Source organism: Shinella oryzae (genome assembly GCF_023038235.1).
Lineage (GTDB): Bacteria > Pseudomonadota > Alphaproteobacteria > Rhizobiales > Rhizobiaceae > Shinella > Shinella sumterensis.
In genome coordinates, this window is the sequence record NZ_CP081988.1 from 1,350,667 (window position 1) to 1,363,275 (window position 12,609).

The 12,609-nt window shown below is 60.2% G+C and carries 12 protein-coding genes and 2 pseudogenes; 8 read left to right on the forward strand and 6 right to left on the reverse strand.

All coding sequences use genetic code 11. The features are described from left to right. Positions 1-19: 19 nt before the first annotated feature. The 3 genes from K6301_RS22460 to mprF form a co-directional block, all read right to left on the reverse strand. On the reverse strand, positions 20-466 hold the full coding sequence (locus K6301_RS22460) for a VOC family protein (protein ID WP_160870977.1): 447 nt from the start codon (positions 464-466) through the stop codon (positions 20-22). Between the two features lie 101 nt (positions 467-567). Continuing rightward, entirely contained in the window at positions 568-1,932 is a 1,365-nt protein-coding gene (locus K6301_RS22465; protein WP_247221070.1) for a virulence factor family protein, read from the reverse strand. Then, on the reverse strand, positions 1,929-4,526 hold the full coding sequence (gene mprF / locus K6301_RS22470) for a bifunctional lysylphosphatidylglycerol flippase/synthetase MprF (RefSeq protein WP_247221071.1): 2,598 nt from the start codon (positions 4,524-4,526) through the stop codon (positions 1,929-1,931). Before mprF ends, K6301_RS22465 begins: the two co-directional genes overlap by 4 nt. An 805-nt stretch (positions 4,527-5,331) precedes the next feature. Here mprF and K6301_RS22475 point away from each other — a divergent pair. Further along, entirely contained in the window at positions 5,332-5,628 is a 297-nt protein-coding gene (locus K6301_RS22475; RefSeq protein WP_247221072.1) for a type II toxin-antitoxin system Phd/YefM family antitoxin, read from the forward strand. Continuing rightward, positions 5,606-6,095, forward strand: a pseudogene (locus K6301_RS22480) (PIN domain-containing protein). The gene K6301_RS22475 and the pseudogene K6301_RS22480 overlap by 23 nt, the downstream one beginning before the upstream one ends. 253 nt (positions 6,096-6,348) lie before the next feature. Here K6301_RS22480 and K6301_RS22485 read toward each other — a convergent pair. After that, positions 6,349-6,609 (reverse strand): helix-turn-helix domain-containing protein, encoded by a 261-nt coding sequence (locus K6301_RS22485; RefSeq protein WP_343298966.1) that lies wholly within the window; start codon positions 6,607-6,609, stop codon positions 6,349-6,351. Here K6301_RS22485 and K6301_RS22490 point away from each other — a divergent pair. The 4 genes and pseudogenes from K6301_RS22490 to K6301_RS22505 all read left to right on the forward strand — a co-directional run bounded on the left by K6301_RS22490 (position 6,540) and on the right by K6301_RS22505 (position 10,524). Beyond that, positions 6,540-6,734: a hypothetical protein gene (locus K6301_RS22490; protein WP_247221073.1), complete on the forward strand. Its 195-nt coding sequence runs from the start codon at positions 6,540-6,542 to the stop codon at positions 6,732-6,734. The genes K6301_RS22485 and K6301_RS22490 overlap by 70 nt on opposite strands. A gap of 413 nt (positions 6,735-7,147) precedes the next feature. Next, positions 7,148-7,432: a helix-turn-helix transcriptional regulator gene (locus tag K6301_RS22495; RefSeq protein WP_247221074.1), complete on the forward strand. Its 285-nt coding sequence runs from the start codon at positions 7,148-7,150 to the stop codon at positions 7,430-7,432. Then, a pseudogene (locus K6301_RS22500) lies at positions 7,422-8,743 on the forward strand (type II toxin-antitoxin system HipA family toxin). Before K6301_RS22495 ends, K6301_RS22500 begins: the two are co-directional and overlap by 11 nt. A gap of 650 nt (positions 8,744-9,393) precedes the next feature. Further along, the gene (locus tag K6301_RS22505) at positions 9,394-10,524 is read left to right on the forward strand and encodes a hypothetical protein (RefSeq protein ID WP_247221075.1); all 1,131 of its coding nucleotides are present in this window, start codon (positions 9,394-9,396) and stop codon (positions 10,522-10,524) included. Positions 10,525-10,887: 363 nt separating this feature from the next. Here the strand turns inward: K6301_RS22505 and K6301_RS22510 are convergent, their stop codons facing one another. Beyond that, positions 10,888-11,283, reverse strand: a complete 396-nt coding sequence (locus tag K6301_RS22510) for a hypothetical protein (RefSeq protein WP_247221076.1) — start codon at positions 11,281-11,283, stop codon at positions 10,888-10,890. After that, positions 11,276-11,521 carry a type II toxin-antitoxin system prevent-host-death family antitoxin gene (locus tag K6301_RS22515; RefSeq protein WP_247221077.1) on the reverse strand — a complete coding sequence of 82 codons (246 nt, stop codon included), beginning with the start codon at positions 11,519-11,521 and terminating at the stop codon, positions 11,276-11,278. Before K6301_RS22515 ends, K6301_RS22510 begins: the two co-directional genes overlap by 8 nt. A 304-nt stretch (positions 11,522-11,825) precedes the next feature. Here K6301_RS22515 and K6301_RS22520 point away from each other — a divergent pair, with 304 nt between their 5' ends. Next, the gene (locus K6301_RS22520; RefSeq protein ID WP_247222489.1) at positions 11,826-12,185 is read left to right on the forward strand and encodes a type II toxin-antitoxin system RelE/ParE family toxin; all 360 of its coding nucleotides are present in this window, start codon (positions 11,826-11,828) and stop codon (positions 12,183-12,185) included. Next, positions 12,175-12,501 (forward strand): helix-turn-helix domain-containing protein, encoded by a 327-nt coding sequence (locus K6301_RS22525; RefSeq protein WP_247221078.1) that lies wholly within the window; start codon positions 12,175-12,177, stop codon positions 12,499-12,501. The genes K6301_RS22520 and K6301_RS22525 overlap by 11 nt, the downstream gene beginning before the upstream one ends. The last annotated feature ends 108 nt before the right edge of the window (positions 12,502-12,609 follow it).

The window sequence follows — 12,609 nt, forward strand, 5'->3', positions numbered from 1 at the left end:
CGCTCGCCGCCGCGCGACCCTAACCCTGCCTCGGTTTCCAGTCGGCCGACGGAATCGTATTGATCATCCACGGCACGCCGAACTTGTCGGTCAGCGAGCCAAAACCCGGGGACCAGAAGGTTTCTTCAAAAGGCATGCCCGGCCGTCCGCCGTCACAAAGCGCGTCATACCAGCGTTTCGCCTCGGCCTTGTCCGTTGTATGCAGGGTGACGTCGAAGCCGTTCTTGGGCTTGCCCACATTCGGCGCCCAGGCAACGTCCATGTCCGCGCCCATCAATGCTTGATCGCCGACTTGAAGCCAGCAATGCATCAGCCAGTCCTTGTACTTTTCGTCGCTGATGGGCATGTCCGGCGGTGCGGCACTATAGGGCATGGCGGCCGTGATGGTACCGCCGAGAACGTCGGCATAGAACTCGAAGGCTTCCCGGCACTGGCCCTGGAAACTCAGGCTGGTCACGATCTTCATGACGCTATCCCTCCTCCCTGGAGTGAGGCGCCACTATCCTCCCGATCGACATGGAGGTCAACCTGATGGCATCTCGGCACGCGCGCGGACACGGGGGAAGCCTATTGCGCGCCAGCCGCCAGCCGCTTCTTCAGCCCGTCGATGATGCGGCCGGCAAGCGCCTCGTAGTCACCGTCGAAATGGTGGCCGCCTTCGATCGAGATGGATTCCACGCCCGAGGCCTTCAGTGTCGGGCACGGATCGTCGTCCTCCTCGCTGCCGTAGATGCATTGCACCATCTTCGGATCGATCTTGGCAATGTCCTTTACGGGATCGCCGCCCGCGCCCTCCCCGGCCACGCCGAGCCAGCCTGTCACCGATATCTCGTAGTCCACCTGGTGCGACAGCGCCATCAGCGTCACCTGCGGCACCCGCTTTCGGTCGTCGGCGGAGAGCAGGTTGTAGGTCGCCGGCAGCACATCGGCACCGAAGGAATAGCCGACGAGCAGCACATGCTTGACGTCCCATTCCTTGCTGAAGGCATCGATGATGCGCGAAAGATCGTCCGCCGTTTCCTGCGGCTTTCGCTCCGACCAGAAGTAGCGCAGCGAATCCACGCCGACGACGGGAATACCGCGCTCTTGCAGCGCGCCGGCCACCTGCTTGTCGATGTCGCGCCATCCGCCGTCGCCGGAATAGACCACAGCCATGGTGTCATAGGCCGGCGTCGCCTTCAGAACGCTGAGCGGCAGGCCAAGGGGCGTCTCGGTACCGCCGGCGGCGTCGACGCGGTCGGCCAGAGCCTGGGAAAGGACATCGGCGGCGCTCGCCGTCTCGTCACGCACCTCGATATCGGCATGCGCCGTCTGCAGCGTCGCCACATGGTCGCGGCCGGCCTGCGGGGCATCGGCGGTGAACAGCACCGTAACCGGCGCCGGCAGCGGCCCGTCCGTCAGGCCATAGAGTGTGCGGTCGCCGGCCTTTGTTTTGCTGGCCGGGGTGCAGAGCACCTTGTCCAGCGCGATGCCGGCTTCCGGATCGACGGCGATCGCCTGGTCGAGCGTGGCGGCGGGGCTCTGGGCGATCATGGCGAGCGCCAGGGCACCCCCCTCCCCGATGCCGGCGACAATGGGCGGATTGTACTGCGTCGCCCCGCCGGCGCGCTGCATCTGGTGGGCGAGCGCTTCCACGTCGGAGATCATGTACACGCAGTCGCCGGTATCGGCCGAAAGCGTTTTGAGATAGGCCGGCAGGTCGATGCCGACGACGGCCGCCCCCTTGGCGGCCAGGTCCGCGGCCTGCTTGTCTTCCTGCGCGCCCCAGCCGTCCTTGCCGGAGATCAGGAACACGCTCGCCTCCGGCGCGCCATCGGGCATGGTGATATGATCGCCGGGGATCATGCCCGTATCGAAGTCCTGCGCCATGGCTGCGCATGGCAGGAGGCCGGCGAGCAGCGCGCCGGCCGTAAGACGGGACAGAACCTTCATTTCGAGATTACTCCTTTGACGCCGCCGCCGATCAGAAAGGTCACGTCCATCAGGGCCAGCACTGCCCCGGTACCGTTGGAGACCGCAAGATAGCGCGGTTCCCAGCGGGGATGAAACTTCGATTTGAAAGCCCGCAAGCCTTTGAAATTGTAGAACCGCTCGCCGTGTTCGAAGAGCGCGCCGCCGACGCGATCCCAAACCGGTGCCGCCTCGCGCCGCGCCATGCCCGACAACGGCGCCATGCCGAGGTTGAACTGGGCATATTTTTCGTTGCGCAGATAGTCGAGAATGCTGGCGAACAGGAAATCCATGGTACCCTTCGGGGCGTCGGGCGCAAAGCGCATCAGATCGACCGTCGCCTCGGCTTTCGTATCCGTCACCATGAGCGTGGCGAAGGCCACAATGCGCTCTGCGAGCCGCACGACGGCAACGGGCTGGGACAGCACATAATCGTCGTCGAAGGCCCCCAGCGAGAAGGTCTTTTCCTTGGCGTTGTGATGGTCCAGCCATCCATCCGAGACGGTACGAAGATCGTCCAGGATCGGGGCGACCTCGCCCGGCGGGACGACGCTGAACGTCAGGCCATCGCGCAGGCCCCGGTTATAGGACTGGCGCAGATTGGCGAAACGGCTGCCCTTGAGCTCGAACTCCGCGAGGTCGATGGTGGCGAGTTCCCCGAGCTTGAAGGCGCGCAGGCCGACATCCGCGCAGGCACCGAGCAAGGCTGGCGAAATCTGGTAGAAGGCGGCGCGTCCCCCGCCTGCCCGCGCCGCGCCAACGAATTGCCAGACGAGTTCGGGAAACTCCTCTTCGGCACCGATGGGATCGGCGAGCGCAATCCAGGAGCGGCCATGGATGCCGTACATGATGTAGGAACGTCCGGAGGGCGAGAACATCAGCCGCTTGTCGCCCATGCGCACCAGATTGGCATCCGCCACATCCTGCTGCATCGTCACGGCGACGGCCTGCTTCAATTCCTCCGGCGTCGGCCCTTCCGTTCGGTAATGCGCAGGCCGGAGCAGGCTGGACAGCGCCAGCGTCGATGCAGCGATGGCAAGGCCGAGCAGCGCGCGCAATCCGCGGGGCGCCTCTTCCGAGAATTCGAACTGCCACCATAGGTCATGCGCATAGTTCGTGTCGCGATAGACGAAGAACAGGATGAAGGTAGCCGTCACGAGGATGACGGCGATGGCCATCAGCCAGGATGGACCGAGCGCCTGGCGCAGCAGCGAACTGTGGCGGTCGAAGGCGCGCGCATTGGCAAGCAGCGCGACGATGAACAGCGCCAGGAGTGCCGCCTCGAACACGGCGATGGCCTTCAGGAAGGCGAAGGCGAAGGCGATAGCAGCGCCTGCGAGCGCCACCCACCACGCGCCGTCAAGGCGCTGGCCGAGCCCGCGTGCGGCCACGATCAGAAGCAGGCCGATCAGGCTCGAGAGGAAATGCGCGCCCTCGACGATCGGCAGCGGCAGGTAGCCGGACAGGAAGTCCAGATCGGTGTCGGGCGTTGGCACCACGCTCGAGAAGATCAGCATCGCACCGAGCAGCAGCGACAGCGTGGCGATCAGCGCAGGGGCAAGCTTTCCGGCAAGCTGGGCCGCCTCGGCGACGCCGGGCCGCAGCGCCAGTTGGCGCATTTCGGTCAGGAGCAGGAGAAGCGTGGCCAAAAGCAGCGGCAGCACATAGTAGATCAGCCGGTAGAGCACGAGACTACCGAGCAGCTGATCGATGCCGATGGCGTTGGACAGGCCCGCCATGATGACGGCTTCGAAGACCCCCAGCCCGGCGGGAACATGGCTGAGTACGCCGAAACCGATCGCAACTGCATAGATCGCGAGGAAGGTCGGCCAGCCGACATGAGTTTCGGGCAGGAGCACATAGAGCACGGAGGCCGCGGCGGCGATATCGAGGGCGGAGACGAGGAACTGGCGCGATGCGGTGCCGCTGTCGGGCAGGCGCAGCCGAAAGCCCTTCATGGTGAGCACCCGGCCGTTGCGGCCGATATAGAAGACGGCAGCAAGCCCGGCCACCACCGCGCCGGCGATGACGCGCAACCAGAGCGCATCGACGCCGATGATGCCGGCGACGCGCGGCGCCACGGCAAGCGTGGCAAGGGCGCTGACGCCAAGCAGCCCGAGTCCGAAGGACAGCGTGACGAAGGCGATGACGCGCGCGATCTCGCCCGGCGTGAGCCCGAGCCTGGAATAGGCGCGGAAGCGGATCGCCCCGCCGCTGAGCGGGCCGAACCCCACCGTATTGCCGACCGCATAGGCCATGAAGGCGGTGACGGCGACGGAGGGGAACGGCGCCTTACGCCCCACATGGTCCAGCGCGTTCACGTCGTAGAGGATGAGCGCAAAGAAGCTGAGGCCGGTGAACAGCGCCGCAAGCGCGATGGCGCTCCATGAGGTCGCCGAGAGCGCTGCGAGCACCTCGTCGTAGCGGACCTCGGCGGTCAGGTGGTACAGCGCGAACGCGACGAGCGCGAAAACGAAAAGGCTGGCCGCGCCGAGAATATAAAGTCTGTATGTAAGGAACAGCACAACGAGCCGGGACGACGTGTCCTCGGAAACCACACCTGTTTTATCCGACATGCTCAAGCCCGCGCTAATGTTACGGCGCCGCATCCTAGCCCCGTCTGTGGCAAATATCGGGCTGATTTTTCGCAATCGTGCAACAATGCCCGAGCAACGCGGCCCGTGCATGGCTGCATTGCACAATAAATGTTTTCCATCTGGTCAAAAAAGGAGCATAGTACACCCAGCTGATGCACATGGCGGCTTTTTTTCCTCCCAGTGCCGCCGCAGCAGCTGTTCCCCTCTGGAGGTTTTTTTGAACCTTCACACTTCATGGGCCGCGCAACTCGCCGGCCCATTTTTTTTGACCTGATAGTCCCTGCCCTCACCGGAAATCTCCCGCACCAGAGCCAGCATATCGAGGGGTGATGGGGCGATCGCCATTTTTGCCGAGCGGATGCGGAGTTTCCTCGCGGCAACGGTTCAAGTGTGCCCAGCACGGTCACCCTCGCCGCCAAGCTAGCCAAGACGGGCTTCTTCCTTGCTGTCTCTGCGGGTGCGGACAAGCCGGCCACCCATCTCCCGCCGGCAATCGACGTCTATGCGCTGGTATTCGTGTTTCTTCTTCATTTTCAATCTTCCGTTTCTGCGCTCGCAGCTATAACGACCCCGATGCGGCGGTCCGAAGGCCACGCGCCTTGCGGACGGAGCACGCGGCACTCATCCGAACTGACTGGAACAGAGCGCAAGCCTTTGCTGAAATCTCGGCCCCGGCACGAGCGAAGCCGAACAGGTCGCGGGCCTCGCCGCTTTCTCTTTTCAGACGATCTGGCGACACAACGAGGATGCGTTATAAATCTGACCATCTGACTAGGTGATGCTAATGGGCAAACCGAAACAACTGCTAGCAACGAAAAGGCCGGTGAGCCCGGCCGGGCGCTGGAAGCTCGAGGACGCGAAAGTCCGGTTCAGCGAGGTTGTCCGGCAGGCCCGCGAAAACGGTCCCCAACGTGTGTCCGTGCGCGGACACGATGCTGTCGTCATCATGAGCGTCGAGGAATTCGAGCGGCTGACGCCGGCTGTGCCTCGTGTGCCTTTCGTGCAGTTCATGGAGAATTTGCATCTCCGCGGTCTTGATCTCGAACGCGAGGCCGACCATGGCCGGGACGTCGAGTTTTGAGAGCTGGTTGGTCGACACCAACGTTGTGGCCGCCCTAATCAATCCGCAGGGCGCTCGTTCAGTGAAGGCCTCGCCGCAGGCCAGGAGGAGGATACGTTCCATCTCAGCATTTTGACCTTGGCGGAATATGACAAGGGGATTTTCAACCTGCCGGACAATCACCCCGACCGGCCGCGATACATCGCATGCGTGACGCACTTGCGGATCGTTTCGGCGAGCGCGTGCTCCGCCTGCATGACCAGGCCGTCCGGCATTTGGGGCGCATCTCCGGCGAGGTCAAGAAGGACACCGGGCACCCGCGGCCGGTGATCGATACGCTTCTCGCATCGACCGCGATCGAACACGATCTCTATCTCGTCACGCGCAACGTGAAAGATACGCGGCAATCCGGAGCCGAGGTGTTCGATCCATGGAACGATGACCCGGCGCGATTTCCATTGAGGCCGCGGGGCCGCAAGACGAGATAACGATACGCGAAAGGCCAGCCCTCGGACGGAAGGCTGGCGAAGACGTAGATCGCAATGGTGGCGGCCGAAGCCTTCGCCTGGCACGAACGCGTTGCTGCCTGACAGTTAGGGCACGGCGCGAAACAGCTGGGTCACGGCCCAGCGCGAGCGAGGCCGGTCCCGCGTCCTCTTCAGGCAACTTAGCGATCACAGCGTCGGCGCGCTTCGTAAGAACCTTTGTCGAGGCGGTGCGCAACTACAGTTTTCAATACAATCAGAGTCTCGCGTCGCCGCGATAGACATTTGGCTTAACGCCCGTCAACCGCCCGAATACCTTACGAAATGCCGCGGGATCCATGTAGCCGACCGCGCAGGCAATGCTCTCGACGAAGCCATTCGTTGTTTCCAGCAACTGCCGCGCTTTCATGATACTTACGTTTTGCAGATATTCGGTCAACTTTAGTCGTGTCGCTCGAAAAAAATGACGCTGAAGGGTTCGTTCTGAAAGACGCGCACTATCTGCCAGCTCGCCTATCGACTTTTGAAGCTCCGGTGTCGCATGAACTGGTGCTGGACCTGCAGGACCTCTTTGTTGCCGTGATCGAAGCGCGGAAGAAAAGCCTTGTACTGGCTCTGACTGCGACGCGGCGGATCGACTAAGAGAAAGCGCGCCGTTTCGAGCATCACGGCCTGTCCGACCAGCTTCTCAACAAGGAGCAGACCTGGATCCGCCCAGGCGAGAGGACCGGCGCACCGGTGGGAGCAGTGGCCGAACTGCGAATTAGATTTTCCGTGAACGCGTAGCCAAACGGAAATCCCGTATATCCAACGTTCATAACCGCTCGTCATTTATCTTCTGGCCCAAGGCTCCAGCTCCCTTTGTTCAGAATTCTGGGCATTAAATGGCCTTATGGCCAATCAAATGAACAAAGCTTGGCTGGAACAAGAGCTTCATGCCATAATGTCCAAAATTCTGGACGTGAGAAGGCCTCACGTGCACTCAAATGAACAAAATAGGTATAGCCGTGCCGCGTAAGAGAAGCTACTCCAGAGTCACGCGCCAAGCGCTCGCTATGCTCGGGAAGCTGATCCGCGTCGGCCGTGCCGAGCGCCGCCTGACCGCACAGGAACTGGCCGACCGCGCCGGCATCAGCCGCACGACCCTTTCCAGCATCGAAAAAGGCGCGCCCGGCCCGGAAATCGGCATCGTCTTCGAGATCGCGTCGCTCGTGGGCGTGCGCCTGTTCGATTACGACGAGCGCACCCTGCAGCTGCACAATGCCCGCCTTGATGAGAAATTGACATTGCTGCCCAAGAGCGTCCGCCACACGGTGAGGGAGGTCGACGATGACTTCTAAATCGGATGCGACAGAAGCCTTTGTCTGGATGTGGCTGCCGGGGGCCACGGAACCAGTTGTAGCGGGCCGCCTCGATCAGGATGGTGAGCGCCTGTTCTTTACCTATGGTGTCAGCTACAGGCGCCGCAAGAACGCTATTTCCATCTATGAGCCGGAGTTGCCTATCCAGGAAGGGGTCATTGCGCCCATCAACGGCCTGCCGATGGCAAGCTGCATTCGCGACGGCTCGCCAGATGCCTGGGGCGCCGGGTCATCATCAATAGGCTGACGGGCAAGAAGCCTGATGCTGCCGGCGTGCCGGAGATCAGCGAGCTGACCTTTTTGCTCCAGTCAGGCTCCGATCGGATTGGCGCCCTCGATTTCCAGGCCTCGGCCACGGAGTATGTACCCCGCCTTGCCGCACAGGCCTCGCTTGACGAGCTCATAGAGGCAGCCGCCCTTATCGAAAAAGGCGTTCCTCTGACCCCGGCGCTCGACCAGGCCCTCAATCATGGCACGTCGATTGGCGGGGCCCGCCCCAGGACGCTGATTGATGACGGCACAAAGAAGTTCATCGCTAAATTCTCGGCAGCTAGTGACACCTACAACGTCGTGAAGGCCGAATTTATTGCGATGACGCTGGCGCGCATCTGCGGCCTGAACGCAGCGCCCGTCTCGATGACCCGCGCAGCCCATAAGGATGTGTTGCTTATCGAGCGCTTCGATCGCACGCACACGACGAATGGGTGGACCCGACATGCCATGGTCTCGGCCCTTACAATGCTTGGCCTTGATGAGATGATGGCTCGCTATGCCTCGTACGAAAACCTCGCCGAACTCATCCGTCACCGGTTCACTGACCCGAAGGACACGCTCGAGGAGCTTTACGGACGGATTAGCTTCAACGTGCTGTGTGGCAATACCGACGATCGTGCCCGCAACCATGCCGCCTTCTGGGACGGAAGGATGCTAACCCTGACGCCGGCGTATGACATCTGTCCGCAAGGTCGTACCGGAAACGAAGCCACCCAGGCCATGCTGATCAAGGGCGAGAACCGCGCCAACACACTCGCCGCCTTGCTCGCCGCCGCGCCGGACTTTCACCGGAAAGAAGCCGAAGCCGCCGCGCTGATCGAGCATCAGATCGCAACCATTGCCCAGCAGTGGCAAGCCGTTTGCTAACTGGCCGAAGTCAGCCCCCTCGACCGGAAGCTGTTCGCCGGGCGGCAGTTCCTCAAAAGCTATGCCCTCGAAGGTTTCGATGCCCACAAGGCGCTGCAGAATACATTCAGTGCTGCGCGGAGCACGCTTCTCGAGAGCGCGGGCACCTGAAAGGTCGAACGGCGAGCGTGCCGATCTATTATGTCGGATAACCGCCCGATTACTTGGTTTCCAGCCGCGGCGTCGGGGGCACTGGATTTGCCACAGACGCGCCACAGACCAAGCAGGACCAATTCAGAGAATGGCGGAATTCTGTGGGTTTCCGAGATGTGCGAATTTGTGGCAAATTTCACACCGGAGGCGCATTTCTTTCCGTAGTAATTCTCTAAGTGATTAATTTTCCTGTCGTGTCTCGCTCTCGATTATGATGTCGGCCCAGTATCGCGGTTCTGGCTGCTCTCACTTTCGGTGCATCCGCCAGTCCCATCGGTCGCTGGTGGCGTACCTTCGCGTCGCGCTAACTCATTTTCGACAGCCTCGCGGATGAAGGTGGCAATGCCATAATTTCCGACCAGGGCCTTGATCCGCTCTTTCGTCGCCTTCGGGAGGCGAACCTTCGTTTCTTTCAGATTTAGCGGTGGTCGTCCCATAAAGTGTATAGTTCCCCGTCGCCGTCTATCGAATTAGATCTATATATATAAACGGGCCCCTTTATTGACGGATTAAACGGGGACGTTTATCTTCATGTTATAGACGGCTGGATTGCGTGTTCGCGCACGCCATCCAGCCTAACCACAATCTAGCTTGATGGAGCTTGGATCATGGCTGATTCTGAGAATAGCAGAACTTTGCCTGCAATTTCGCGCGGAAAAGAACGACTTGTGCACGGCAAGTGCCAAGACCTTCCTCCAATCATCGATCGCCGAAATCTGCTCTCCGTGGCGGCGCGCCTGCTGAGCGTAATGATCGCGCATACTCCGCAGCGAAGGGAGAGTGGTCCAACGCCCGTCAGAGAAATGTGGCCTCGCTGGTACGAGTACCACCGAGAGCACATGAGGATCATCCGTCTTAGGGAAAAGCTGCAGGCGCAACTGCTCGAAGAGGCCGGTGGTCTTCCGGTCCTTATGCTTCCGGATGTCGGAAAGGATGGCATCGTCGAGGTTCGCTCATTTGCCGACATCAATCGAATGGCCACTCAACTTGATGCAGAACACCTGTCTCGGGCGCGAGCCGAGCTTCGTAGGCGCCGGAAACAGTGGAAAGAAGCGGATCGACGCTTGGGATACAGTGCGATCGTTGCCAAAGAACAGGAACTCGCGGAACGGGTTTTGATATCCGGACGTGTCATGTGGATCACACGGCCCTCCTCGTTGATCGAAGTCACGGCGAAGCTCCATTGCCTGATCGTCACGCACGATCCAGGCTTGAAGCTTGACGAAGCATCGTGGCCCGAACTGCGGACGATGCTGAAGGATCTCCTTCTCCTTATCGAAAAGGGCCGGCCGGAACCAGGCAATCGACCTGCAGATTTCTGCAAGGCAGCGGACGTACGAGGCATTCTAAATTTGGCAGCCCGATACCGAGACGCCGCCATCACGCTTGGTGAGCGCCTGTCGAAGCCCAACCACCTTCCACGGCGTCTTCTGGCTCTCCATTCGATTGAGCTCTATCTGGATGCTCTTCTGCTTGCTAACGGCTATGATGGCGAGACAATCCGCGGCATTGAGCGCGATTTTAACAAGCGGACCCGCATCGCTACGGATATTGGCCTGGTTCTGCGCAAGCGTACAGCGGCGCATTTGGCAACTCTCTCATCAAGCAGAGAGTATCTCGCCGTCAGTTATGGACCGGAGACGACGGCTACGCTCTCACAGATGAATCGAGTTATGGCGACTCTTGATGAACTCTCGCTAAAAGTACAAAGAATGTTGCAAGGGCTACACGGTAAATGAAGATCCCGCTGCTAATGGGCGAATTTTTTAGAACCTGCTCTTCCTCATTCTGGGATGTGCCAATTAAATACCAATACTGCGACACCGCAGGCAATGACCTGCGGTGGAAAGCGATGGTTCTTGTAGCTGACGATCGATGGCCTCATCGAGACGACAGTGAGCGAACCGTTGCTAGATGAAGGATGAGACGATAGCTTGTTCGGGGCGTGTATGCGAATGGCGTTCGCTGGCAATATGGTATAACCCCATGATCGAAAGAACAGAGGCGCCGGGTTACCGCGGTTTCAGTCCAATGTGCCAACGGAATTCAGGATCCGGCCGATGCGTCGTACCGGTAGCCCGAAGATCCGAAGTTGCCGCCCTCTACGAACGGCTCACCGCCGCCAGCCTGCGGCTCGCCGCCGCTTCCTTGACGATACCGGCGATCTTTTTCAGGAAGGCTAGGCTGAAGCTGCCAAGCGGCTTACTCGATTCGAAGTCGAAAGCCTTGTCGAGTTCGACACGGTTATACTCATCGAGAATGATCCAGCACGGAAAATCGAGGCCGACGCGGCGGCATTCCATCTGGCTGATTGATAAAAATAGGCGATCCTCAGACGGGACCTGCGAGGTAATGGCGAAGAGGAATAACGCACCCGGGACACCAGGTGTGCGGACGACCACGCAGACGGGACGAGCCTTGCGGCCGCTCTCCTCGCCGGCATCCGCCTGTCGCTTCCAGAGATAATGGAAGCGGACGACGTCGCCCACGTTAAACATTATCGTCCTCGAGTAACGCGTCGAGCCCGGTCATCAGTTCTGCATGGACGGAGTTTGGAGCATCGTCGAGGCCGTAGGCGACCGTATGCGATCCGCCGACAAGCCTTCGATACTGTTCCGCCGTCAGGATGACGAGCTTTTCCTTGCCGCGCTTGGTGAGCGCGACCGGCTCTATCAACGCCGCTTCAAGGATTTCCCCGGAGGCCCGGTTCATATGGGAAAACGAAAACTGCTTCATGAGCACCTCCATCACTACGTAAAATACGTATTCCAGGTATTTCATGCAAGTCTGCCTCGACAGAAATCGACTTGCAAGACGTCGAACTGATGCTTCATGCCCACCCATCTCGCGTTGCCCCACGCGTAAGGCCCTGTGCTCGAGGGCTTCTTATAGAGCCCCCAGTGAAGATTCTGGACTAGCGGATGTCGACACCGCAAAACAGGACGGCGATTGCTGCCCGAATTCTGAATCACGTACGGGAGACGGCATACCTCCCTTTTTGCAATCTTGATGGATATAGCACTTAGTGCTATATGAGCCGATGTCAGAACGAGTGTTCAAAACAGCGTGGTTTGCCAAGCCAACAAAGAAGGCGCGCATCTCCGCCAGGGCGTTGTCAAAGGCAATCGATCAGGTTGCCCTTGGACAAGCTGACCATCTCGGCGGTGGCGTCTTCAAGAAGCGCCTCAACGACAACATGCATCGTTCAATCGTTCTGGCGAAGGCCGAAGAGTTCTGGGTGTTCGTCTATCTCTTCGCCAAGAAGGATCGGGCGAACATCGATGACGACGCGCTTCTGGCGTTCCGGAAACTCGCAGACCTCTACCGGGGCAAGGCGAAAGCCGACCTCGAAGCGGAACTTCAGATCGGCGCCTTACTGGAGATTGATCATGGCAACTAAACGCAAGTTCAAGAGCGATGCGTTCGAGGCAATCCATAGCGCTGTCGAGGGCATGTTTGCAGCTGGGAGTATCGACAAGGAAACGATGCGGACCTTCGATGAGGATTGCCTTGTGATCCCGCAGGAACTGTCGCCCCTCGAAATCAAGGCGCTCCGCGAGGATAACCATGTCAGCCAGCCGGTCTTTGCCCGCTATCTGAACACGAGCCAATCGACTGTTCAAAAGTGGGAAACCGGTGCCAAGCGCCCAAGCGGGCCAGCGCTGAAGCTTCTCTCGCTCGTGCAAAAGCACGGGCTGCAGATGTTGCGTAACTGACCCCCCACTGAAGTGGGGCAGCGTTCGAACGTTGAGCAAGTTCGAGCAGACCCATACCACCCGGTGCATTCGAATTTCCGGGTTCCAGATGACAAAGCACCTCTGCCG